Origin of the sequence: Nonomuraea sp. NPDC049709 (assembly GCF_040674815.1) — a bacterium.
Taxonomy (GTDB): domain Bacteria; phylum Actinomycetota; class Actinomycetes; order Streptosporangiales; family Streptosporangiaceae; genus Nonomuraea.
This window is the reverse complement of the sequence record NZ_JBFANM010000056.1, coordinates 34,199-57,545: the sequence shown is the minus strand read 5'-3', so window position 1 is coordinate 57,545 and position 23,347 is coordinate 34,199. Positions and strand designations below refer to the sequence as shown.

Annotated in this window: 22 protein-coding genes; 17 read left to right on the top strand and 5 right to left on the bottom strand. The window is 72.7% G+C overall.

The window, feature by feature from the left end; all coding sequences use genetic code 11:
* Positions 1-157: 157 nt before the first annotated feature.
* Entirely contained in the window at positions 158-991 is an 834-nt protein-coding gene (locus AB0J69_RS42155) for a hypothetical protein (protein WP_364129970.1), read from the top strand.
* Between the two features lie 18 nt (positions 992-1,009).
* The gene (locus AB0J69_RS42150) at positions 1,010-1,774 is read left to right on the top strand and encodes a hypothetical protein (protein ID WP_364129967.1); all 765 of its coding nucleotides are present in this window, start codon (positions 1,010-1,012) and stop codon (positions 1,772-1,774) included.
* Positions 1,775-1,778: 4 nt separating this feature from the next.
* Here the strand turns inward: AB0J69_RS42150 and AB0J69_RS42145 are convergent, their stop codons facing one another.
* Positions 1,779-2,378 carry a gamma carbonic anhydrase family protein gene (locus AB0J69_RS42145; RefSeq protein WP_364129964.1) on the bottom strand — a complete coding sequence of 200 codons (600 nt, stop codon included), beginning with the start codon at positions 2,376-2,378 and terminating at the stop codon, positions 1,779-1,781.
* Positions 2,379-2,464: 86 nt separating this feature from the next.
* Between AB0J69_RS42145 and AB0J69_RS42140 the strand changes: the two genes are divergently transcribed.
* From AB0J69_RS42140 to AB0J69_RS42110, 7 genes are all read left to right on the top strand, one after another.
* Entirely contained in the window at positions 2,465-2,806 is a 342-nt protein-coding gene (locus AB0J69_RS42140; protein WP_364129961.1) for a metalloregulator ArsR/SmtB family transcription factor, read from the top strand.
* A gap of 159 nt (positions 2,807-2,965) precedes the next feature.
* Positions 2,966-6,883, top strand: coding sequence for a Pls/PosA family non-ribosomal peptide synthetase (locus tag AB0J69_RS42135; RefSeq protein ID WP_364129958.1), 3,918 nt, complete (start codon positions 2,966-2,968; stop codon positions 6,881-6,883).
* The gene (locus AB0J69_RS42130; RefSeq protein WP_364130033.1) at positions 6,880-8,184 is read left to right on the top strand and encodes a M1 family metallopeptidase; all 1,305 of its coding nucleotides are present in this window, start codon (positions 6,880-6,882) and stop codon (positions 8,182-8,184) included. The genes AB0J69_RS42135 and AB0J69_RS42130 overlap by 4 nt, the downstream gene beginning before the upstream one ends.
* Positions 8,185-8,285: 101 nt before the next feature.
* Positions 8,286-9,437: an acyl-CoA dehydrogenase family protein gene (locus tag AB0J69_RS42125; protein WP_364129955.1), complete on the top strand. Its 1,152-nt coding sequence runs from the start codon at positions 8,286-8,288 to the stop codon at positions 9,435-9,437.
* A gap of 405 nt (positions 9,438-9,842) precedes the next feature.
* Complete coding sequence (locus tag AB0J69_RS42120; protein ID WP_364129952.1) at positions 9,843-11,975, top strand: SpoIIE family protein phosphatase; 2,133 nt, start codon at positions 9,843-9,845, stop codon at positions 11,973-11,975.
* Positions 11,976-12,182: 207 nt separating this feature from the next.
* Positions 12,183-12,971, top strand: a complete 789-nt coding sequence (locus AB0J69_RS42115; protein ID WP_364129949.1) for an NPP1 family protein — start codon at positions 12,183-12,185, stop codon at positions 12,969-12,971.
* Positions 12,972-13,037: 66 nt separating this feature from the next.
* The gene (locus AB0J69_RS42110; RefSeq protein WP_364129946.1) at positions 13,038-13,589 is read left to right on the top strand and encodes a hypothetical protein; all 552 of its coding nucleotides are present in this window, start codon (positions 13,038-13,040) and stop codon (positions 13,587-13,589) included.
* 7 nt (positions 13,590-13,596) lie between these two features.
* Here the strand turns inward: AB0J69_RS42110 and AB0J69_RS42105 are convergent, their stop codons facing one another.
* Positions 13,597-14,790 (bottom strand): alginate lyase family protein, encoded by a 1,194-nt coding sequence (locus AB0J69_RS42105; RefSeq protein ID WP_364129943.1) that lies wholly within the window; start codon positions 14,788-14,790, stop codon positions 13,597-13,599.
* A gap of 149 nt (positions 14,791-14,939) precedes the next feature.
* On the opposite strand from AB0J69_RS42105, the gene AB0J69_RS42100 reads away from it, so the two are divergent.
* Positions 14,940-15,743: an SAM-dependent methyltransferase gene (locus tag AB0J69_RS42100; protein WP_364129940.1), complete on the top strand. Its 804-nt coding sequence runs from the start codon at positions 14,940-14,942 to the stop codon at positions 15,741-15,743.
* Between the two features lie 3 nt (positions 15,744-15,746).
* On the opposite strand, the gene AB0J69_RS42095 is transcribed toward AB0J69_RS42100, so the two are convergent.
* Together AB0J69_RS42095 and AB0J69_RS42090 are read right to left on the bottom strand one after the other, a co-directional pair.
* Positions 15,747-16,379 (bottom strand): dihydrofolate reductase family protein, encoded by a 633-nt coding sequence (locus AB0J69_RS42095; protein WP_364129937.1) that lies wholly within the window; start codon positions 16,377-16,379, stop codon positions 15,747-15,749.
* Positions 16,380-16,450: 71 nt separating this feature from the next.
* The gene (locus AB0J69_RS42090) at positions 16,451-16,666 is read right to left on the bottom strand and encodes a hypothetical protein (RefSeq protein ID WP_364129935.1); all 216 of its coding nucleotides are present in this window, start codon (positions 16,664-16,666) and stop codon (positions 16,451-16,453) included.
* A gap of 70 nt (positions 16,667-16,736) precedes the next feature.
* On the opposite strand from AB0J69_RS42090, the gene AB0J69_RS42085 reads away from it, so the two are divergent.
* From AB0J69_RS42085 to AB0J69_RS42075, 3 genes are all read left to right on the top strand, one after another.
* Positions 16,737-17,390, top strand: a complete 654-nt coding sequence (locus tag AB0J69_RS42085; RefSeq protein WP_364129932.1) for a CBS domain-containing protein — start codon at positions 16,737-16,739, stop codon at positions 17,388-17,390.
* A gap of 9 nt (positions 17,391-17,399) precedes the next feature.
* Positions 17,400-17,525: a hypothetical protein gene (locus tag AB0J69_RS42080; RefSeq protein WP_364129929.1), complete on the top strand. Its 126-nt coding sequence runs from the start codon at positions 17,400-17,402 to the stop codon at positions 17,523-17,525.
* A 117-nt stretch (positions 17,526-17,642) separates the two neighbouring features.
* Positions 17,643-18,695, top strand: a complete 1,053-nt coding sequence (locus AB0J69_RS42075) for a hypothetical protein (protein WP_364129926.1) — start codon at positions 17,643-17,645, stop codon at positions 18,693-18,695.
* Positions 18,696-18,752: 57 nt separating this feature from the next.
* Here the strand turns inward: AB0J69_RS42075 and AB0J69_RS42070 are convergent, their stop codons facing one another.
* Positions 18,753-19,181, bottom strand: a complete 429-nt coding sequence (locus tag AB0J69_RS42070; RefSeq protein ID WP_364129924.1) for a pyridoxamine 5'-phosphate oxidase family protein — start codon at positions 19,179-19,181, stop codon at positions 18,753-18,755.
* A gap of 523 nt (positions 19,182-19,704) precedes the next feature.
* Between AB0J69_RS42070 and AB0J69_RS42065 the strand changes: the two genes are divergently transcribed.
* The 4 genes from AB0J69_RS42065 to AB0J69_RS42050 all read left to right on the top strand — a co-directional run bounded on the left by AB0J69_RS42065 (position 19,705) and on the right by AB0J69_RS42050 (position 23,317).
* On the top strand, positions 19,705-20,175 hold the full coding sequence (locus AB0J69_RS42065; protein WP_364129921.1) for a CBS domain-containing protein: 471 nt from the start codon (positions 19,705-19,707) through the stop codon (positions 20,173-20,175).
* 10 nt (positions 20,176-20,185) lie between these two features.
* Entirely contained in the window at positions 20,186-20,704 is a 519-nt protein-coding gene (locus AB0J69_RS42060) for a flavodoxin domain-containing protein (RefSeq protein ID WP_364129918.1), read from the top strand.
* A gap of 199 nt (positions 20,705-20,903) precedes the next feature.
* Positions 20,904-21,689: a polyphosphate kinase 2 gene (gene ppk2 / locus AB0J69_RS42055; protein WP_364129915.1), complete on the top strand. Its 786-nt coding sequence runs from the start codon at positions 20,904-20,906 to the stop codon at positions 21,687-21,689.
* Positions 21,690-22,348: 659 nt separating this feature from the next.
* Complete coding sequence (locus AB0J69_RS42050) at positions 22,349-23,317, top strand: CapA family protein (protein ID WP_364129912.1); 969 nt, start codon at positions 22,349-22,351, stop codon at positions 23,315-23,317.
* Positions 23,318-23,347 lie beyond the last annotated feature (30 nt).

Sequence of the window (23,347 nt, the reverse complement as noted above, 5' to 3'; positions counted from 1 at the left end):
GCTGGAAAGGAGCGAATCTCACCCTCTGTGTTGCTCGGGTTGCTCGATTCGTCCGCGCCGCCGTGAGCCGGTGCACCAGGATGGAGTCACGGACGTTGCTCACCGTGAGCCTCCAAAGACGGAACTCGCTGCCGTGTGACAGGGGTGTGCTGTGGCCATGGCCATACATCGTTTCGCCCAGAGGGCGGTGCTGTGGGTGCTGGCGTGCGCGGGCATCGGCGTCGCCCTCGCCGACCTGCTGGGCCTGCTCGACGCGATGACCTTGGGGACCGCCCTGCCCAAGATCACGCTGCTGATCCTGAGCACGGTGACCGTGTTCCTGCTGCTGGAGATCGACCGGCTGCGGGTGGTCGACCAGATCCACGATCTGGTCCGGCGGCTCGACACGGACGCGATCGTCCGCGACCGCCTGCGCGACCACTACGGGGGCGTGGCGCGCGTGCACGAGGGCTTCCCGAAAGGCGAGTTCATCGAGCACCTCGGCACGGCGAGCCGGGAGGTGTCGATCCTGCAGACCTGGATCCCGAACCTGCCGGACTTCCAGAAGGAGCTGGCGGAGGCCATCGTGCGCCGCGGCATCCGGGTCCGCGTGCTGCTGCTGCACCCCGCCTCCCCGGTCGCGCGGCTGCGCGACGAGGCGCTCGGCAAGCACCGCGACCCCAGCGCCGAGGAGAACGTGCGCGAGAGCGTGGGGCGCTGCCTGGAGGCGTTCGCCTCCATGTACGCCGGCCTCGGCGCGAACCGCGAGCTGCTGCGGGTCCACGTCTACAACTCGCTGCCGTCGATCGCCGTCTACCAGGTGGACGAGCGCTATCTCGTCAGCTCCTTCCTGCACAACAAGCTCGCCATCAACTCGAGCCAGGTCGAGGTCCACGGCACCGACACCGTGATGGGCCGCGACGTGCGGCACGAGCTGACGAAGATCTGGGAGATCAGCCGCCCGGTCGATCTCGGGAACTGGCAGGTGTCGGTCAACAACATCTCTCTCTAGAGGCGAAAGGACTGATCCATGGAAGAGCTCGACTCCATGAAAGAGCTCGACGACTTCGAGGACGGCCTGATCGAGGAGTTCAAGGCGCATCCCGTGCTCGCCCACGTGCCGCTGATCCCGGCGGACGACTTCGCCGCGCTGCTGCTCCAGCGGCGCTTCCTGTCGCTGTCGTTCACCCCGGCCTACGACCTGGCGATCGATCTGCTGACCGACGAGACCGGGCTGCGCATCGCCCGTACGATCCTGCGCGAGGAATATCCGGGCAGCGACGGCCGTACCCGGTCACACCGCGAGGACATGAAGGAGGACCTGCTCCAGCTCGGCATCTCGCGGCGGGCCCTGGTCGAGGCGCGGCCCAGCGCGGCCACCACGGCCGCCATCACCGGCACCCTGGAGCTCATCGCCGACGCCGGCCGGTCCGAGCACGCCGACCTGCGGCTGCTGGCGATCCTGCGCTTCTGGGGGGAGATCCTGGTCTCCGTCGAGTACGGCCGGTTCTGGCCCCGGATGGAGCCGCACCTCACGCGCGACGGCAAGAACCACTCCTACTTCTACTACCCCCACCTCCTCCACGACGCCAAGGCGCACCCGCTCGCGGCGACCTCGAGGCTGTCGGCGAGCCATTCGGACCAGCTCGGGGTACGGCTGAGCGAGCTGCTGGCCCGCGACCACGGGGCCGACGGGTTCCGTGAGGTCGAGCGGCGGGCGTACGAGCTGCGGGTGGACTTCTACGACCAGTTCCTGCCGATGGTGGCCGCCACCGGATCCCGGGCCGGCGCCTGAGGGCTCACGCCTCGCCGAGCGGCCGGTCGCCGAGGTGCGCGCCGTAGAACTCGGCCTGGCGGGCCATGATGTCGCGCATCGGCGTGCCACGGGGCACGCCGTAGACCGTGCCGGGGAAGTCGAGGCCGCGCTGCTTCTCCCACAGCTCCTCGTGCCGCTCGGGGGAGAACAGCTCGGCCGGGTCTCCCGCCGCGATCCAGCCGATGGGCACGACGGTGCCGGGTTCGAGCCTCGAGTTGACGTGCAGCACGCTGTTGATCCGCAGCTCGGAGCGGGCCCCGGCCACCGCGCCGGGGAAGAGCGACGCCCCCGTCGCCACGAAGACCTCGTCCTCGATGACCGCCCCGTTGACGTGCGCGTGCGGGCCGACCAGCACGGCGTCGCCGATGATCGCGTGGTGTCCCGCCCGGCCGCGGATCAGCGCGTTCTCCATCACCACCACGTCCGAGCCGGTACGCACCGCGCCGTCCTCGCCGGTGAGGACGGCCCCGTGCAGGACGCGCGCCCGCTCACCCAGGACGACCTCGCCACAGAGGACGGCCGTCGGCGCCACGTAGGCGGACTCGGGGACCACGGGCCTCCTGCCGCGATGCTCAAGCAACATGGCTCCGATCCTAGGCATGGGCAGGGCATGACATATCGAAGTTCCGCGAATCATCGTTATCAGCCGTATACTCGGCTTGATCACCTATGACGACACATGCCCGTCCTTCCTCGGACACCTCCGCCGAACTGCTCGACGTGTTCAAGGCGCTCGCCAACCCGGTGCGCCTGCAGCTGCTCCAGTGGCTGCGCGACCCCGAGCACCATTTCCCGGTGGCGGAGGGCATCGCCGATCCGCACGAGGTAGGCGTATGCGTGAGCCACCTCCAGGCCAAGACCGGGCTCGCGCAGTCGACTGTCTCGGCGTACATGGCCTCCCTCGAACGCGCCGGGCTGGTCCGCTCGACCCGGGTGGGGAAGTGGACGCACTACCGGCGCGACGAGGAGCGCATCGCCGGGATCATCGACCTGCTCGGCCACTCCCTCTAGCCCGCGACCGCCCGGGTACGCGGCCGGCCAGGTGGAATAAGATCGCTCGCCGGGGCCGTTTGGCACGGGGTGGCGCGAACGCCACGATGGTGGCGGATGATTCGGGATGCCGCGGCATCTGCCTTCCAGGCACCGACCGCCTGACTCAGGGAGCAGCGTTTGCGTCGCAACCCGGCTGAATTACGCCCCAGAACCGCGTCCGCGGTCTATCCCGCCGGCCCGCTGGCGCCGCCACCGCGCACGTTGCTCGACATCCTCGACGAGACCACGCGCCGCCATCCGGACGCGCCCGCGCTCGACGACGGCAGCACGTGTCTCGGCTACCGCTCGTTGCGCGCCGAGGTGAACCGGCTGGCCGCCGAGCTCGCGGAGGCCGGGATCGGCCGCGGCGCCCGGGTGGGCGTGCGCATCCCGTCGGGGACCGCCGAGCTGTACGTGTCCATCCTGGCCGTGCTGGCGGCGGGCGCCGCGTACGTGCCGGTCGACGCCGACGACCCGGACGAGCGGGCCGAGCTGGTCTTCTCCGAGGCCGCCGTGGACGCCGTCCTCACGGACAAGCTGACCGTCCGCGAAACTGCGGGAAGCGGCGCTGCGGGGAGCGGCGGCGCGGGGAACGGCGGTTCCGGGGGTGGCGGTTCCTGGGGTGGCGAGGTGGCCGGGGAGGTCGTCGAGGCGCCCGCGCCGGGGGACGACGCGTGGATCATCTTCACGTCCGGCTCCACCGGACGGCCGAAGGGCGTGGCGGTGACGCATCGGTCGGCGGCCGCGTTCGCCGACGCGGAAGCGGGCCTCTTCCTGCGCGAGCGCCCCCTCGGCCCCGGCGATCGCGTGCTGGCCGGGCTCTCCGTGGCCTTCGACGCCTCGTGCGAGGAGATGTGGCTGGCCTGGCGCAACGGCGCCTGCCTCGTGCCCGCCCCCAGAGCCCTGGTGCGTACGGGGATCGACCTGGGCCCCTGGCTGGCCGCCCGGGGCATCACGGCCGTCTCGACCGTGCCGACGCTGGCCGCGCTCTGGCCGGTCGAGCACCTCGGCGGGGTCCGGCTGCTCGTCTTCGGCGGCGAGGCCTGCCCTCCCGAGCTGGCCGAGCGGCTCGCCGTGCCGGGGCGGGAGGTGTGGAACACCTACGGGCCCACCGAGGCGACGGTGGTGGCGTCCGCGGCGCGGCTCACCGGCGACGGGCCCGTACGCATCGGGCTGCCGCTCGACGGCTGGGACCTGGCGGTGGTCGGCGACGCCGGCGAGCCGGTGGCCATGGGGGAGACCGGCGAGCTGGTCATCGGCGGCGTCGGCCTGGCCCGCTACCTGGACCCGGTCAAGGACGCCGAGAAGTACGCGCCGCTGCAGTCGCTGGGCTGGGGCCGCGCGTACCGCAGCGGCGACCTCGTACGCGCCGACCCCGAGGGCCTCGTGTTCATCGGCCGGGCCGACGACCAGGTGAAGCTCGGCGGGCGCCGGATCGAGCTGGGCGAGGTGGACGCCGCGCTGCAGGCGTTGCCCGGCGTCACCGGAGCGGCCGCGGCCGTCCGCACCGCGGGCGGCGGCCATCAGCTGCTCGTGGGGTACGTCGTCGCCGGCCCCGGCTTCGACGCCGGCGAGGCGCGCGAGCTGCTCGCCGACTCGCTGCCCGCGGCCCTCGTGCCGCGCCTGGCGACGGTCGGCTCGCTCCCGACCAGGACCTCCGGCAAGATCGACCGCGACGCGCTGCCCTGGCCGCTGACGGAGCCCGGCGGCTCCTCCGCCGCGCTGACCCCGGCGGAGGCACTGCTGGCCGAGCGCTGGACCGGCGTCCTCGGCGTGGCGCCGGACGGCCCCGGCGCCGACTTCTTCGCCGACGGAGGCACCAGCCTGGCCGCCGCCCGGCTGGTGTCCGTGCTGCGCCCCGACTACCCGGACGTGGCGGTCGGCGACGTGTACGCGCAGCCGACGCTCGCCGGGCTGGCGCGCATCCTGGCCGGCAGGGGGGAGAGCGAGCCCGAGCGGCCGCCCGTCGCGCCCATGCCCCGGCGGGCCGCGCTGGCCCAGTCGCTGCTCATGATCCCGCTGCTCACCGCCGGCGCGATGCGCTGGCTCGTGCCGCTGGCCGCGCTGGGCAACCTGCTCGCGCCGCCGTGGGCGCCGGCCCTGTCCTGGTGGTGGGTGACCCTGGGCGCGCTGGCGTTCCTGACCCCCATGGGGCGCATGAGCCTGTCCGCGGCGGTGGCCAGGCTGCTGCTGCGCGGCGTGCGGCCGGGCGCCCACCCGCGCGGCGGCGGCGTACACCTGAGACTGTGGTTCGCCGAGCAGTTCGCGGCCAGGCTCGGCGTCCCCGACCTGGCCAGCGCGCCCTGGATGACCTGGTACGCCCGGCTGCTCGGCGCCCAGGTGGGCGCGGACGCCGACCTGCACTCGCCCCCGCCCGTCACCGGCCTGCTCAAGGTGGGCAGGGGCGCGTCCGTCGAGCAGGAGGTCGACCTCAGCGGCCACTGGTACGACGGCGACCTCCTGCGCATCGGCGAGATCCGGATCGGCGCCGGCGCCACCGTCGGCTCCCGCTCGACGCTGCTGCCGGGCGCGCGCATCGGCAAGAACTCCCAGATAGCCCCCGGATCGGCCGTCGCGGGCACCGTGCCCGCGGGCGAGCTCTGGGCCGGCGTGCCGGCGTTCCGGCAGGGCAAGTCGCGCCGGACGCGGCCCCCCGAGCGGGCCGGCCGCTCCCGGTTCTGGGCGACGCTGTACGCCGTGAGCGCCGTCGCGCTCAGCCTGCTCCCGGTGGTGGCGGCCGGGGCCGGGCTGGCGGTGCCGGCGGTGTTCGCCCGGGACGCCCGCACGCTCGGCGAGGCGGTCACCGCCGCCCTGCTCGCCGTGCCCCTGGCGACGATCGCCGGTATGGCCGCCTTCGCCCTGGTCACGCTGGTCAGCGTGCGGCTGCTCGGCCTGGGCCTGCACCCGGGCCACCACCCGGTGCACAGCCGGCAGGCCTGGCAGGCGTGGGCGACCGGACGGCTGATGGCCTCGGCCCGCGTCTGGCTGTTCCCCCTGTACGCGAGCGTCCTGACCCCCGCCTGGCTGCGGGCGCTGGGCATGAAGGTGGGCCGCGGCACCGAGCTGTCCACGGTCCTCGCGCTGCCCACCATGACCTCGGTCGGCGACGGGGCCTTCCTGGCCGACGACACGATGGTGGCCCCGTACGAGCTCGACGGCGGGTGGATGCGCATCGCGTCCGCGCGGATCGGCAAGCGCGCCTTCCTCGGCAACTCGGGCATGACCGCGCCCGGCCGCAAGGTGCCCAAGGACGGCCTGGTCGGCGTGCTGTCGGCGACGCCGAAGAAGGCCAAGTCCGGCTCGTCGTACGTGGGCATGCCGCCCATGGAGCTGCGCCGTACCGCGGAGGAGGGGGACCGGAGCCGCACCTACGACCCGCCCGCGCGCTACCGGGCGGCCCGGGCGGTCGTCGAGGCGTTCCGCGTGGTGCCCGCCATGTGCGCGGTCGCGCTGGCCGTCCTGGTCGCCGCCGCGTTGGAGGGGCTCGCCGCCCGGTACGGCTTCGCCGTGGCGGCCGCGCTCGGCGGCGTGGTCATGGCGGTCGCCGGGGCCGTCGCGGCGCTGGTCGCGACGGCCGCCAAGTGGGCCCTGGTCGGCCGGATCCGGGCTGGCAACCGGCCGCTGTGGAGCTCGTTCGTGTGGCGCAACGAGCTGGCGGACAACTTCGTCGAGGTGCTGGCGGCGCCCTGGTTCGCCCAGCCGTGGCTGGGGACCGCGCCGCTGAACGTGTGGCTGCGCTCGCTCGGGGCACGCATTGGACATGGGGTCACGTGTGACACGTACTGGCTGCCCGAGGCGGATCTGGTGACCCTGGGCGACGGGGCGTGCGTCAACCGGGGCTGCGTGCTGCAGACCCACCTCTTCCACGACCGCGTCATGAGCATCGACACCGTGACGCTCGGGGCCGGCGCGACGCTGGGCCCGCACGGCGTGGTGCTGCCGGCCGCGCGGGTGGGCGCCGACAGCACGATCGGCCCCGCCTCCCTGGTCATGCGCGGCGAGAGCGTGCCCAGGCGCACCCGGTGGTTCGGCAACCCCATCTCGGCGTGGCGATGACCCCCATCTCGACCCCGTACTTCCCCGCACACGGCGACCACCGCTACGGCGTCACGCACTACGACCTGACGCTGGGCTACCGGGTCGCGGCCAACCGGCTCGACGGCACGGCCCGGCTGACGGTGGTCGCCACGGCGGCCGCCGCCGAGCCGCTCGGCGTGCTGGAGCTGGACCTCGGCAGGTTCCGGGTCACGGGGGTCACCGTGGACGGCGTGGCCGCCCGGCACGCGCACGGCCAGGGCAAGCTGCGCGTGACCCTGCCCAGGCCGCTGCCCCCCGGGGCGAGCGCCGGGGTCGAGGTGCGCTACTCGGGCAACCCCGTACCGGTGCCGAGCCCGTGGGGCGGGCTCGGCTGGGAGGAGCTGAGCGACGGCGCGCTCGTCGCCGGGCAGCCGATCGGCGCGCCCTCCTGGTTCCCGTGCAACGACCGGCCCGGCGACAAGGCCTCCTACCGCATCGCCGTGACCACCGCCTCGCCGTACCAGGTGATCGCGAACGGCGTGCTCGTGGCCAGGCGGCGCGGGGCCGGGAGCACGACGTGGATCTACGACCAGGCCGAGCCCATGGCGAGCTATCTGGCGAGCGTGCAGATCGGCCGCTACCAGCTGTCCGAGGTCGCCGGAACCAGGCTGGCCCACCCGGCGCGGCTGGCCACCCGCGTACGCCACGACTTCGGCCGGCAGGGCGAGATGATGGCGCTGTTCACCGCCCTGTTCGGGCCCTACCCGTTCGCCGGCTACACCGTCGTGGTGACCGACGACGACCTGGACATCCCGGTCGAGGCGCAGGGCATGTCGATCTTCGGCCGGAACCACGTCGACGGCGTCCGCGGGAGCGAACGCCTGGTCGCGCACGAGCTGGCGCACCAGTGGTTCGGCAACAGCCTCACCGTGGCCTGCTGGCAGGACATCTGGCTGCAGGAGGGGTTCGCCACGTACGCCGAGTGGCTCTGGTCGGAGGAGTCGGGCGGCCCGCCCGCCGGCGAGCACGCCCGGCGGTGGCGGCACCGGCTCGCGCTGCTGCCGCAGGACTTCGCCCTGGCCGACCCGGGCCCGGCCGCGCTGTTCGACGACCGCGTCTACAAGCGGGGCGCGCTGACCCTGCACGCGCTGCGCCGGGCCGTCGGCGACCGGGCGTTCTTCCTCGCCCTGCGCGCCTGGACGGCCGCGCACCGGCACGGGAGCGTCACCACCCGGGAGTTCGCCGCCCACCTCCAGCGGCACACCCCGCAGCCGGTGGACGCGCTGCTGTCCGCCTGGCTGTACGACAAGCCGCTGCCGCCTCTGGACCCGCAGGACTGAGCAAGCCGCTGCCGCCTCTGGACCCGCAGGACTGAGCGGAAGGCCGCCCGGGACGGGGACGCCCGTCGTAGCCTCGGAAGGTGGACCCGGGAGGAGCAGCGATGGCGCAGAACGAGGGGGCCGGACCGGCCGGCGGACCCGACGCGTTCGAGGACATGCTCGCGGAGCTGGCCCGCCGCCGCGGGGAGTTCGGGGAGCTGCGCTACGTCCCCAAGGACTTCGTCGACCGGCTCAAGCGGCTCGGCCTCTACCGGGCGGCCACGCCGGAGCGGTTCGGCGGTGAGACGATGCCGCCCGCGGAGTTCCTCAGGAGGATCGAGCGGATCTCCGCCGTCGACGGCTCCACCGGCTGGGTCGCCGGCTTCGGGTCCCAGCTCGTCTACCTGGGCCCGCTGCCGCTGGAGAGCCAGGCCGAGCTGTACGCCGACGGCCCCGACGTGGTCTTCGCCGGGGCGCTGTTCCCCGTCCAGCCGGCCACCCCGACCGAGCGCGGCTTCCGCCTCAGCGGGCGGTGGAAGTTCGCCAGCGGCTGCATGGCCGCCGACATCGTCTGCGTCGGCATCCCCGGCGACGACTCGACCGCCGGCAAGCCGCGCGGGGTGCTGGTGCGCCCCGAGCGCCTGGAGATCGTGCGGGACTGGGACGTGGTCGGCATGCAGGGCACCGGCTCGTTCGACCTGGTGGCCGAGGACGTCGAGGTCGGCCGCGAGTGGTCCTTCATCCGGGGCGGCACGCCGGTGATCGACGAACCGCTCTACCGCTATCCCGCGATCTCGTACGCCGCCCAGTCGCTGTCCGTCGTCTCCGCCGGCGTCGCCCGGGCCGCGCTCGACTTCGCCGAGGGGACCGGCGGCGACCGGGGGAGCATCACCGGCGCCCCGAAGCTCGCCGAGCGCGCCTACTACCGCGCCGGGATCGCCGAGGCGGAGGCCGCGCTCCGCTCGGCCCGGGCCTACTTCTACGAGGCCGCCGAGGAGGCGTGGCAGGCGGTGCTGGCCGGCGGGCTGGTCGGCGACGGGCAGAACGCGCACCTGCGCCTGTCCGCCGCCCACCTCGCCCGGACCGCCGCGGAGGTGGTCGGCAAGGTCGTCTCGCTGTCCGGCACCGCGGCGATCTACCGTGACCACCCGCTGCAGGCCCTGCTCGGGGACGCGATGGTGCCGCAGGAGCACGCCTTCCTCAGCCCGGCCATGTACGACGCCGCGGGCGCCGTCCTCATGGGCCTGCCACCCACCGTCCCCGCCTTCCGCTGACACGAACAGAGCCACAAGCAGGGCAGGCGGCTTTCGCACAGGGCGCGGAGACGCTGAGGCGGCGGCTGAATCGCGGCGATGGATCCCGAGTGCCGAGCGCCCCGCGCGCGCTGGTCGAGGCGGGGCTGCTGAAGGAGGCCGGTGAGGACACCTACCGCTTCTGCCACGAACTCATCCTGGAGCGCTTCGCGAGGCGATCTCCTGCCTGATCTGCGGGGATGTCCCAATTATGGAGTCAAGCCGAACTTGCCGATTTAATGCCCGAAATATCGATGCTCGTGTCAAAGTGCGATCAGAATCCCGCCATGGGCCGTCTTGCCGTGGACGCGGGCGCCTATCGTTGGCCGTATGACTGGTTCGTGGAAGGCCCTGTCGATGCCGGTGCGGAGTGGAGCCTGCTGAGCCGTGCCGAGCCAGGTCGAAGGGACCGCTGAACGGCAAGCGTCCGCGCTGGACGAGGTGCTTTGCGACGCGGTCAGTGCCGCCGGTGCGCACATCGGCGCGATCTACCTCCTGAACGAGACAGACCAGGTGCTCCTCATGGAGGCGGAGATCGGGCTGCCCGCGCAGATCGTCCGGCCGTGGACCCGGGTCAGGCTGAACGCCTGCGTCCCGGCCGCTGCCGCCGTCCGCCAGCGGCACCTGATCTGGGTCCCTAGTCACCAGGACATGGCCCGCCGCTTCCCCGCGACGGCCCTCGCCCTGCCGTACTCGTTCGCGGCGGCCGCGGTGCCGATTCAGACCGGAGCCCGGGTCTGGGGCTGCTGGGTGCTGATGTGGCCCCCGTCGCACCCGCCCGACCTGAACGCCCAGGAGATGGACGTCATCGACCTGGCGGGCCGGAAGCTGGGCGACCTGCTGCGGCAGGCCGACAGCGAAGGGCGACAGCCGCGCCCCGTCGGCGAACCGCGCGTCCTCACCCCCGCGCCGAAGCAGACCCCGGATCCCGAGCACGCCGCCGGCGCCTTCACCTATCTGGACCGCCTGCACGAGGGGTGCGTCGCCCTCGACCTGGAGGGCCGCATCACCTTCGTCAGCGTCACGGCGGCCGAGCTCCTCGGGGGCGACGTGTCCGGGCTGCTGGGCAGGACGCTCTGGGACGTGATGGCCTGGCTGAAGGACCCGCTGTTCGAGGATCGCTGCCGGGCGGCGGTGGTCAGCCAGGAGATGGCCCGCTGCGTGGCCCACCGCCCGGACGGCCGCGAGCTGGAGTGTCATCTCTATCCGGACTCGTCAGGTATCAGCCTGCGCATCACGCTTGTTCCGTTGCGGGACCAGGCGCCGCCACCGCACGAGACCGGCTCCCGCGCCCACGGCCTGCCCAGACCGGAGGTCTTCTACAACTTCGTGCACCTCGCGGCGGCCCTGACCCGGGCGCAGAAGGTACGGGAGATCATCGATCTGTTCGCCGACCACGTCATGCCCGTGTTCGAGGTCCAGGCGATGGCGGTGGTGATAGCCGAGTGCGGCAAGCTGAAGATCATCGGCAGCCGGGGGTACGACAGCGAGGTCCTCGACCGGTTCGACGGCCTGCCGCTGACCACGCCCACACCCTCCGAACGCGTCCTGCGGACCGGCGTCCCCATGTTCTTCGCCAACCGGAGCGAGCTACGCCAGATGTACCCGTACGTCGCTCACTACGACCAGATGTCCGCCTGGGCCTTCCTGCCGCTGGCCGGTGCCGAGGGCCGGATCGGCAGCTGCGTGCTCGCCTTCGGCACCCCCCGCTCGTTCAGCGGTGAGGACCGCGCCGGCCTCACCACCCTGACCGGGCTGATGTCCCAGGCCCTCGACCGCGCCCTCCTCTACGACGCCAAGGAGCGGCTCGCCCAGAGCCTGCAGGAGGTGCTGCTCCCGAGGCGCCTGCCCGAGATCCCCGGACTGGCGGCGGCCGCCCGCTACCTGCCCGCCACCCGCGGCGTGGGCATCGGGGGCGACTTCTACGACCTCATCCGCCTGAGCGACTCGCTGGCCATGGCGGTCATCGGCGACGTCCAGGGGCACAACATCACGGCGGCCGCCCTCATGGGGCAGGTGCGTACGTCCATCCGCGCCCACGCCGCGGCCGGCGCCGAGCCCGGGGAGGTGCTCACGCACACCAACCGGCTGCTCATCGAGACCGAGACCGACCTGTTCGCCAGTTGCCTGCTCGTCCAGGTCGACCTGCGGCTGCGTACCCTCAGCGCGGCCAGCGCCGGTCACCCGCCGCCCCTGCTGCGCCCGCCCAACGCACCGGGCGAGATCATCGACGTGCCGGTGGGGCTGCTGCTCGGCGTGGAGGACAACATTCACTACCCCACCACGGAGGTGCCGTTCCCGCCGGGCGCCCTGCTGGCCCTCTACACCGACGGGCTCGTCGAGACCCCGGGCGTCGACCTCGACGAGGCCATCGGTGAGGTCGCCGACCACCTGACCCGAGCCTCGGACCAGCCGCTGTCCGAGCTCTGCGACAGCCTCCTGGACGACATCCCGCACGGCGCGCGGCGGATCGACGACATCGCGCTGCTGCTTCTGGAACACCGGTCCGGCCACTCCTGACCGCACCCCGGCAGGGGAAGTGCGAAGGCCTGCGGTGGCCGGGGTGCGGAAGGACTCTGTGAGCCGGGTTCACCGGCCGTTTCCCCACGTCGTACCACTGGCTGCCTGATGTTCGCCCGCAGGCATTGGACGGCGCGGATCCGCCGTCGTCTCATGGAGGCATGATCGACAGGTCCCCCCACCGCCGATCCCGGCAGGAGACTCGCCATGCCTGATGACAGCACCCACGTGAGACGGCGTCCGCGGAGATTATCGTTCGCCCTGCGCGCCCTGGTGGCCGCGGCGGCGATCGTCGTGGCCGTCCCGGGAATCGCCCACGCCGCCCCGCCCACCGCCCTCGACGGGGTGGCGCCGCCGGAAGACCGTACGTACCAGCCGGCGTTCGACTACGACGGAGACGGCTGCTACCCCACGCCCGCCATCGGGCGCGACGGCACCATCGCACCGGGACTGGCGCTGGGCGGCGCGGTCAACGGGCAGTGCCACGACCTGTCCGACCTGGACAACACCAACTCCTACTCGCGCTCCAAGTGCAACAACGGCTGGTGCGCGTACGTGTACGCGCTCTACTTCGAGAAGGACCAGACGCTGCCCGGATGCTGCGGGCACCGGCACGACTGGGAACACGTCGTGGTCTGGGTCCAGGACGGCACCGCGCAGTACGTGGCGGCGTCCGCGCACGGGGCCTACAGCGTACGCGCGCGCTCGCAGCTGCCCTGGGACGAGACCGGCACGCATCCGAAGATCATCTACCACAAGGACGGGCTGTCCACCCACGCGTTCCGCTTCGCGAGCGCCACCGAGCAGCCGGAGAACCACAAGGGCACGTGGCAGTTCCCCCCGCTGGTCGGCTGGGACGGCTACCCGCCCGGGTTCCGCGACCGCCTGGTCGCGCACAACTTCGGCTCGGCGAGCTTCGGCCTCAAGGACTCCTCGTTCAACGGGGAGCTGGCGAAGGCCAAGCCGGCGGGGATCCCGTTCGATCCCTACGCCTGAGACGGCGCGGCCGGCCGGGGCTCCCCTCGGCCGGCCGGATCGGGCACGAGCGCTAAACTGCCCGATATGCGGCGATTGACCAGTACGGTGGTCGTGGTGGCGGGGGACGGCGCCGGAGACGTGGTCGCGGGCCTTGACGGGCTGCACAACGTGCGGGCCATCCCGCGCGGCGAACGCGGGCCGGCCGAGGTGATGGACCTCGCGGGACGGTCGGCGGCCACGTACGTGGTGCACGACGCCGACCCGCTGGCCGACGTGGCCGCGGCATGGGCCGCCTACTTCGACGGCACCGGGATCACCGGCGGCCTGGAGGTGGCCATCGAGGCCGCGCTGGGCGAGCTGCGCGCGGGCCGGCTGGTGCTGCCCGACTACTACCTGGTGCTGGACCCCGACGGGCTGGCCGAGACCTGGCGGCACTGGTGGCTCGGGGTGCTGGCGGGGGCCGCGCCCGTACGGGTCGTGCCGGTGCACGCCTCGTCGGCCGCGGTGGCGGCGGAGCTGGGCCGGCTGTCGGCGGGCCGATGGTGGCCCGCCGACCTGGAGGCGTGGCTGCGCGGCCTCCCGCGGGTGGTGCCCGACCTGGCCGGACTGCCGGGCGGTGGCGGCGTGGTGGTGTAGGGGAGCCTCAGTTGGGGTTGCCGGCGTGGGTGAGGGTCTCCCAGGCCACGAAGAGGTTGTTGGTGCCCGCCGGGCGCTGCCGCTCGGTGAGGGTCTGGGTGTTGGTCATCGCGATGCCCATGCGGTGGTTCAGGGCGTTGAAGCCGACCTCCGTGACCGGGCCCAGGCCCAGCGTGAGAGCGCCGTCGCACAGCCAGGACGGGACGGCCGCGCCGAGCTGGTACTTGGCGTGCAGCCCGAGCGCGTGCCGCAGGCGGTCGGCGATCTCGGGGTAGAGGTCCTGCCCCTGGATCCGGGCCGTCTCGGCGATGTGCGCGATCGCCGCCAGCCCGTAGCCGGTGTGGGTGAGGTCGCGGCACGTCTCCTGGGACAGCCCGTCGACGAACGTCTCCTGGCCCTGCCAGTACCCGATGATCTCGGCCCTCGTGTCGATGCCGCTGCCGGCCGGTCCCCTGGGCAGGGCGCCGTCGGCGGTGAGGTAGATGTAGGCGGGCACGCGGGCCCGGAACGTGCTCACGGCCTTGTCGTAGGCGGCCCGGTCCTCCAGGAACACCGCGATCCCGATGGCCGCGTCCATCATGGACAGCTCCCAGTTGCCGTTCGTGCTCGGCCGGCCGTTGATGACCTCGGGGAGGTAGACGTTCCTGAGCATGGTCGCGAAGCGGTTGACGCCCGTGGCGGACCAGCCGGTGTAGGTGTAGCGGATGATCTCGGCCGCCCGGGGCCAGGACGAGCCGGCCCACCCGGTCTGCAGCGGCGCGTTGCTGTTGGTGTGGTCGGTGATCACCGCCGACCAGGCGTCCATCAGCTCGATGGCCTTCTGCGCGTACCGGCTGTCGCGGGAGATGTACCAGATCAGCGCGTCGGTGTAGGCCGCCAGCGCGTCCTGGCGCTCGTCGGTGCAGCCGTAGTTGGGGTTGGAGTACGAGCCGCACTCCACGACGGCGCGCGGCTTGGGGGTGCGCGACAGCGAGGCCAGGCTGCTGGCCACCATCTGGTCGTAGGCGGCCTTCCACGGCTGGGCGCCGGCGTTGACCTTGGACCGGACGAAGTCGAGTTGGGCCCGGCTGACGAGCACGCCCGGATGCGCGAACGTGGCCGGCGCGCTGTGGGCACCGGCGGTGGCGGGAGCGGACATGGCTCCGGTGATCAGGATCAGGACCAGTAACAACAGGGTCCCGCGGGCGCGGCGACGGACCACGTGCTCAGCCTCCTTATTTAGGAAACTTTCCTAAAATGTGAGGAGATCGTAGTCCTGACACCACATCCTGACAAGGGCCATGCCCCTGCCGAAAACCGCCGTGTACGCCTATGCTCTTTCTTGATCGTCTCCAGGAGGAGTGGGCATCCGTGGCTGAACAGCCTGACGAGTGGACCGGCGCGATCGACACGACCAGGCCCAGCATCGCGCGGGCCTATGACGTCGTCCTGCACGGCAAGGACAACTACGAGGTCGACCGGGCGTTCGTCGCGGAGATCGTCAAGGTCGTCCCCGAGATCTACGACGTGGCGGCCTACAACCGCCAGATGCTGGGCCGCGGCGTACGGTTCCTGGTCGGCCAGGGCATCACGCAGTTCCTCGATCTCGGCTCGGGCCTGCCCACGGTGGAGAACACCCACCAGGTCGCCCAGCGGGCGAACCCGGAGTCGCGCGTGGTCTACGTCGACAACGACCCGATGGTGCCGGCCCAGGGCCGGGCCCTGCTGGCGGAGAACGAACGCGCCGCGGTGGTCTCGGCCGACCTGCGGGACCCGGCGGCGGTCCTCGGCGACGAGGCCGTCAGGCGGCTCGTCGACCTCGGCCGCCCGGTCGGCGTCATGCTGGTCGGCGTCCTGCACCACCTGCACGACGACGAGGACCCGCGGGGGATCGTCGAGGCGTACATGGCCGCGGTCCCGTCCGGCAGCTACCTGTTCATCACCCACTTCTGCGACTCCAGCCAGGACTCCCGGGACGCGGAGCAGAAGTATCTCGCGCTCCTCGGCACCGGCAGGTTCCGCACCGTCGCGGAGATCACCGGCTTCTTCGACGGGTTCGAGCTGGTGGAGCCGGGTGTGGTGCCCCTGCCGCGGTGGCGGCCGGACGCGGCCGTTCCCGAGGCGCTGACCGTGGGCCAGCGCCTCATGTTCGGCGGCGTCGCGCGCAAGCCCTGACCGCTACGCGAGGGTGCTGTAGGAGGGCTTGCCCGTCCACTCGTAGGTGAGGTAGGCGACACCGGCGTCGGTGGCGGACGAGCCGGTGAGCTTCAGCCCGGCCGGGACGGTGCCCTCGGCGAACAGGCGCTTGCCCTCACCGAGCACGACGGGGAAGACCAGCAGGTGGTACTCGTCGACCAGCTCGGCGCGCTGCAGCGTACCGATGAGGTCGCTGCTGCCCTGGACGAGGAGCACGCCGTCGGTGCTCCGCTTGAGGTCGGCGACCGTCTGGGCGGCATCGCCCACCAGCACCTGGGTGTTGCGCCACTTGGCCGCCATCGGCGTCCTCGTGGTGACGTACTTCGGCATGCTGTTGATCTTGGCGCCGCCCTCCTCGTCGGGCACGTCCGGCCAGTGCGAGGCGAGGATGTCGTACGACCGGCGGCCCAGGAGCAGGCCGTCGGCGCGGTCGAACAGCGGGCCCATGATGCGGTTGAAGCCCTCGTCCACGTGCGGGGGCAGCCAGCCGCCCTGCCGGAAGCCGTTGGAGTCGTCCTCGCCGGGGCCGCCGGGGGACTGCATGACCCCGTCCAGCGACACGAACGTCCCCACCACCAGCTTGCTCGCCATCTCGTTGCTCCCTGTCTCGGTCATCGCGTCTCTGTGATGTGCCTCCAGCGTGCCCGGGCACGTTTAAGGTTTCCTTACGGCATTCCTATGGGGCGCTACCGGCACCCGGGAACCGCCCCGGGCGCCGGCCCGGGGCGGGTCGTCGGCCCGGCGTGCGTCCGCTTCGCCGTGGAGCCGCCGGCGAGGCGGACGCCGAGCACGACGAGCCCGGCACCGGTGACCACCCGGATCGCGGTGCCGGCGAGGAGTCCCGTGGCCGGCGTGCCGAGCCGCCCGTTCACCGGCCGCGTACGGGACCTTTGGGCGGCCACCCAAGGACCTTCGCCGCTAGGGGGTGAGCCCGTCGTGCGGGACGGTGGAAGCGGATGAGAGGTGGAGATCATGCCGATGGAAGTCAAGGACGTCATGGGTCGGGTGGCGATCGCCGTGCTGGAGGACACGTCCTTCGCCGACATCGTGGCCGCGATGAAGCGGTTCGCGGTGGGCGCCGTCACCGTGATAGACGCCGACCGGCGACCGGTGGGCGTCGTCTCGGAGGACGACCTGCTGCTCAAGGAGGTCGACCCGGTACGGCACCCCGTGTCGATCTTCGAATCCCGCAAGCAGCGGCGCGCCCACGAGAAGGCCGCGGGGCTGACGGCGGCCCAGCTCATGACCTCTCCCGCCATCACCGTCACGCCGGGCACCGCCCTGCGCGACGCGGCCCGGCTGATGCACGACCGGCGGATCAAGCAGCTGCCCGTGATCGACGCGGTCACCCGGCGGGTGGTCGGCACGCTGCACCAGCACGACGTGCTGCGCGTCTACTCCCGTCCCGCCGCCGAGCTGACCGCCGACATCATGGCCGTGCTCCCGGCGGCGGGCACGTACTCCATCGAGATCGACAAGGGGGTCGTGACCCTCGGCGGGCGGGTGCGCTGGCGGTCGGAGGCCATCGCGGCCGCGGCGGCGGCGCGCGCGGTCGAGGGCGTCGTGGACGTGGTGTGCGCGGTGGTCTCCGAGCAGGACGACCTCGTCGTCGTCCCGCCGCTGTAGGAGGCGGCCATGAAGGACGAGCTCGGCGTGGTCGTGGGCTCGGCGGACTCGCCGTGCGCCGAAGCCGTCGTTCGCCGTCGTTCGCCGTCGTTCGCCGGAGCCGTGCGCCGGGGCGGCGCGCGGCCGTGCGAGTGAGCGGTTCCCGTGGATCGTGCCGGTGAGGGCCGATGTACCCGGCGGAAGGGTCCTTCGGCCCTGACGGGGCGGGATCCCGCGTGATGCTGTGGTGTGAGGACCCGTGGAGGGAGAGTCATGGCCATCCGTTCGGCGAAACACGTACTGGACGCCGCGGTGGAGGCCGCGCGCTGGGCGCCGTCCGTGCACAACACGCAGCCCTGGACCTTCTCGATCTCGGGGGAGGAGGTCTGCCTGCGGGCCGACACGGACCGGCAGCTGCGCGTCGGCGATGCCTCGGTCCGGGAGCTGCTGATCAGCTGTGGCGCCGCCCTGTTCACCATGCGTACGGTGCTGCGCCGCGAGGGGCTCGAACCCGTCGTGCGCATCCTGCCCGACCCGGACCGCCCGTCGTTGCTGGCGACGTTGCGGGCCGGGGCCGACGCCGCGGCCGACAACAGGGCCGACAACAGGGCCGACAACAGGGCCGACAACAGGGCCGACGACACCACCAGGATGCTGGCGGGCGAGATCGAGCGCCGCCGTACGCACCGGGCGGGCTTCGCCGACGTGCCGGTGCCGGACAGGCTCGTGGAGCGGCTGGTCGTGGCGGCCCGCGGCGAGGGGGTCGACCTGACGCCCGTCCGCTCCCCGGAGGCGGCCGGCGTGCTGGCCGCGCTCACCCAGGCCGCGCAGGGCGTGCAGGCGCAGGACCGGCGCTTCAGCCTGGAGGTGATCCGGTGGGCACGGCCTCCCGGCAGCAGCCGCAAGGACGGCGTGCCCGCCGAGGGCTATCCCCGTCAGAGGGTGCGTACCGACCCGGACTTCCCGCAGCGCGACTACGCCTGGCGTCACGACTGGGGCAGCCGCGCGGACCAGAAGGGTGCGGTGGCGACCGGGGTCGTGGCGCTGCTCACCACGGCGGGCGACAGCCGCCGGGAATGGATCGACACCGGGCAGGCGCTCCAGCACGTGCTGCTGCACGCCTCGGCGTACGGGGTCAGCGCCGCCTTCCACACCCAGGCGCTGGAGATGGACCCGCTGCGCGAGTTCATCCGGCAGGAGGTCTGCTCGGGCAAGTACCCGCAGATGATCATGCGGTTGGGCGTCACCTTCGACGACAAGGGCTCGGTGCGCCGCCCCCCTGTCCGAGCTCCTGGACTGAGGGACCGGACTGAGGGACCGGACTGAGGGACTGGACTGAGGGACCGGACTGAAGGCCCGCCGACACCGGCCGGCGCGGGCGGGCTAGACGGCCGTCGCGATGGGCCGGCCGGTCAGCCGGCGGCCGGACACCTGCTCGGCCTCGACCACGATGTAGTGGTCGTGGTCGCCGGGCGCCCACGGGACCAGCGGAAGCGCGTTCAGCCGGGTGAGCTCGGCGGGATCGGTCACCGCGCGAGCATGCCCGACGGCCGTGACCGACCAGCCCGTCCGCAGCGCGGGGTCGAGGTCGTCGGCCTCGAACGCCACCACGCTGCGCCGGGTGGCGGCCGCCAGCTTCGACCCGGACGAGGTACGGATCACGATGCTCTCGCCGACGAGGCGGAAGTTGACCGGCTGTACGGCGGGCAGGGCGCGATCGGTGAACACGATCCGCCCGATCGGCACGGACGACAGCAGGCGCAGACACTCCTCGCGGGAGAGCACCTGTAGTCCGGACGTATCGAGTCGCATGGTTCCAGCATCACCCCGCCGCACCCTCCGCGAGCAGGGACGAAAGTCCCCTCGATCCCGCCGATCAGCCCGGGGCGGACGGGGAGAAGGACTCAGGCCGTAACGGCTCGCCGGGACGACCCCGGCGCGGCCTGACCTGGGGCTTAAGGGCACCAAGGTCCTCCGTGGCCGGGGCCGGTCGGCGCTACGGCGCGGACCTGTCGTGCCGGAGGCCGGCGTTCCTGCTGACGCCCTCAGCGGCGTCTTCTCCGGCCTCGCGGGGCTGGCGTGGGAGTGCCACGATCATGCGCCCGCCTCCGGCGCCGGAGGCGGGCGTCGGCGTTCCCGGAGGACGACGGCCGTCCGCGAACGGGCGGATCAGGACCAATGGCATCTCGGCCTGGGACTTCCTCCTCCGGTGCCGCGACGCCGTCTTCGCGAGAGTGGAAGCAGGAGGAACGAACGTCGTGAGCAAGGGCACGGCGTCCCGAACCACACGGCCCGTCCCGGTCGCGGTGGTCCGGCCACGTATCGAGGAGGCGTCATGACCGTCGAAACGCTGACCGCCGGACAGGTGATGAGCCGAATCCTGGTCGCCGTCAGACCGGACGAGTCACCGCTGATGGCCTGGGAGCTGATGCGCCGGGCCGGCGTGCACCACCTGCCGATCGTGGACGGGCGGAACGTGCTGGGCATCCTGACCAGCGAGCGGCTGGCCGCCTCCTGGTCGGGCGGGCCGCAGGAGCAGTCGAGCCGCCAGGTCCACACCCTGCTCGAGCGCGGCCCGCGGCCACGCGTACGGCCGGACACGCCGCTGCCCCGGGTCGCGGCCGTGATGCTGGACGCCGGGTGCGACGCCGTGCCCGTGCTGTCCGGCGACGGGCTGGTCGGCCTGGTCACGGCCCGCGACGTGCTGGTGGCGGTCGCCGGCCGCGCCCAGCCGGCCGCGGACGCCGGCGAGGTGGTCACCGGGATGTTCCACCTCGAACCCGTCCTGCCATCCCGGACCCGATAGGAGACGAACGATGGACGCGCTGGTCGTCTACGAATCCATGTACGGCAACACCCAGCAGATCGCCGAGGCGGTGGCCCGGGGACTGGCCGCCGGGATGGCGGCCGAGGCGGTGGAGGTCGGTGCCGCGCCGGCGCTCGTGGGGGAGGACGTGCGGCTGCTCGTGGTGGGCGGCCCGACGCACGCCTTCTCCATGAGCCGCGCCTCCACCCGGCAGTCCGCCGCCCAGCAGGCCGGAGGGGCGCTCGTCTCGCACGGGGACGGCGTACGGGAGTGGCTGGCGGCCCTGCGCACGTCGTCGGCCGGGCTCGGCTCGGCCGCCTTCGACACCCGCATTGCCAAGCCCCGCATGCCCGGCTCGGCCGCACACGGCATCGCCGGACGGCTCCGCCGCCACGGCGTCCGGGCCGTCGTCCCGGCGCAGAGCTTCTACGTCACGGGCACGCAGGGGCCGCTGGTGGAAGGCGAGCTGGAACGCGCCCGGCAGTGGGGCGAGACCCTGGCCGCCCTGTTCCCAACCCCGGCCACCTGACCGCCGTGAAGCCCGGGGTGTGAGGCCCCGGGTGCGCGCCGGGCAGCGGGCCGGGTGCGCCGTCGGGGGTGGGAGGTGGGGCGGCGCCGGGGCGCGAGGCGGGGCGGTGGCGGGTGTGACGGCGGGGACGTTTGCTTGTGGCGGGCTCGGGGGGACAAGCTGGGCGGATCGCTGATGACGATGGAGAGGAACCGCCCTCGTGACGACCGAAAGGCTGCGGCGCAAGCCGTACGAGAAGCAGCTCTTCCGCCTTCAGGCGGAGCTGGTGAAGCTGCAGGAGTGGGTGAAGGCCGAGGGGCAGCGGCTGGTCGTGATCTTCGAGGGGCGGGACGCCGCGGGCAAGGGGAGCACGATCAAGCGGGTCACCGAATACCTCAACCCGCGGGTGACCAAGATCGTCGCGCTGCCCGCCCCCACCGAGCGGCAGCGCACGCAGTGGTACTTCCAGCGCTACGTCGAGCACCTACCGGCCGCGGGCGAGATCGCGCTGTTCGACCGGAGCTGGTACAACCGGGCCGGGGTCGAGCGGGTGATGGGGTTTTGCACCCAGGAGGAATACACCCGGTTCCTCCACCAGTGCCCGATCTTCGAGCGGTTGCTGGTGGAGGACGGGATCATGCTGCGCAAATACTGGTTCTCGGTCAGCGACACCGAGCAGGAACGGCGCTTCCGTGACCGGCTGGAGGATCCGATGCGGCGCTGGAAGCTGTCGGAGATGGACCTGGAGTCGATCACGAGGTGGGAGGAGTACTCGCGGGCCAAGGACGAGATGATGATCCACACACACATCCCCGAGGCGCCGTGGTACGAGGTGGAGAGCGAGGACAAGCGGCGGGCCAAGATCAACATGATCTCCCACCTGCTGTCCACGATTCCGTACCAGGAGGTACGGCGCCCGCCGCTGAAGATCCCGCCCCGCCCCGCTTCCACGGGGTACCGCCGGCCGCCGAGGGTGGAGACGCTGGTGCCCGACGTCACCACCTGACGGCCACCGGTGAGGCTGCGGTCCCGGCCGGATGGTGCCGCAGAACGGGTCACGAGCCCGGGTCACGGGACCGCCGCCTGGCGCGCAGGAGGGCGGCGACGGCCGCACCCGCCCCCGCGCCCGCAGCGGCGGCGACGGCGGCGACGACGAGCACGCCCGTGCCCGCCCTCCACCCGCCCCCAACGCCTCGCCCGCCCCGCTGGCCCCGATCAGCCAGCGGGCCTCGAACGCCCCTGAGGCCCTGCCTGCCCCGATCGGCCAGCATGCCTCGAACGCCCCTGCCCCTGAGGCCCTGCCTGTCCCGATCGGCCAGCAAGCCTCTAAGGCCCCCAAGGCCCCGCCGATCGGCCCGCTTGTCCCCGTAGCCCCGCCGGCCCCGACCGGGCCGCCTGCCCGGAAGGGGGAGACCGTCGGCGATGGACGTGGCGGCCACGGTGGCGGTTTCGGTGGTGGCCTGGCGGTGGATCGCCCGGGACGCCCGCTCGACGTCCCCCGCCCCCACCCGATGCCGTTGTTCATGCGCTCTCATCCGGCCGTCCGTCCTTTCCCGTCATGAAATCCTGCGGACCGGCGCCCGCCGCGCTGTCCGCGTGGCCCTACCCGGCACCGCCCCCCGTATCCATGTGTTTGAGCACGTCATCGCGAGGCAGAGGACTCCTGTGACTGTGACGCTCGCGCTGGCGGGTGACACGATGCTCGGCCGTGGCGTCGCCGACCTGCTGGCCAGATCATCCGAACCGGAGGCGTTCGTGTCGGACGGCGTCCGCGCGTGGCTCTCCGAGGCCGACCTGACCCTGCTGAACCTCGAATGTTGCGTCTCCGACCGGGGCAGCCCGTGGAGCGCTCCCGGCAAACCGTTCCACTTCCGCGCCCCGTCGCACGCCGTGGAGCTGCTCGCCGAGCTCGGCGTCAGCTGTGTCACGCTGGCCAACAACCATGCCCTGGACTACGGCCACGAAGCGCTGCTGGACACCCGTGCCCTGCTCGAACGCGCCGAGATCCGCGTGGCGGGCGCGGGCGGCGACCTGGAGCGGGCGCGCGAGCCGGTCGTGCTGGTCGTGAACGGGCTGCGCATAGCCGTCATCTCCGTCACCGACCACCCCCCGGACTACGCCGCCACCCCCGACCGGCCCGGCGTGGCCTACGCCGACCTGCAGTCCGGCGTCCCGGCCTGGCTGACGGACACGGTGGCACGAGCGCGTACGGAGGTGGACGTCGTGCTGGTCAGCCCCCACTGGGGCCCCAACATGACGACCGGCCCGCTGCCGTACGTCCGCGCGGCGGCCACGATCCTGGCCGACGCGGGAGCCACGCTGATCGCCGGCCACTCCGCGCACGTCCCCCACGGAGTCGCCCCGCCCGTCCTGTACGACATGGGGGACTTCCTCGACGACTACCTGGTGGATCCGGACCTGCGCAACGACCTGTCGCTGCTGTTCCTGGTGACCATCGACGAGCTCGGCCCGGTACGGCTGCGCGCCGTGCCGCTCAAGCTCGACTACTGCCACACCCTCCTGGCCACCGGCGAGGAGCGCGACTGGCTCGGCCGGCGTTTCATCGGCGCGTGCGCCAAGCTCGGCACCACGGCCGCGTGGGAGGACGGCCTGCTCACCGTGGACATGCGCTGAGGGGAGAGATGGAGGGCCGGTCCGTGGGCC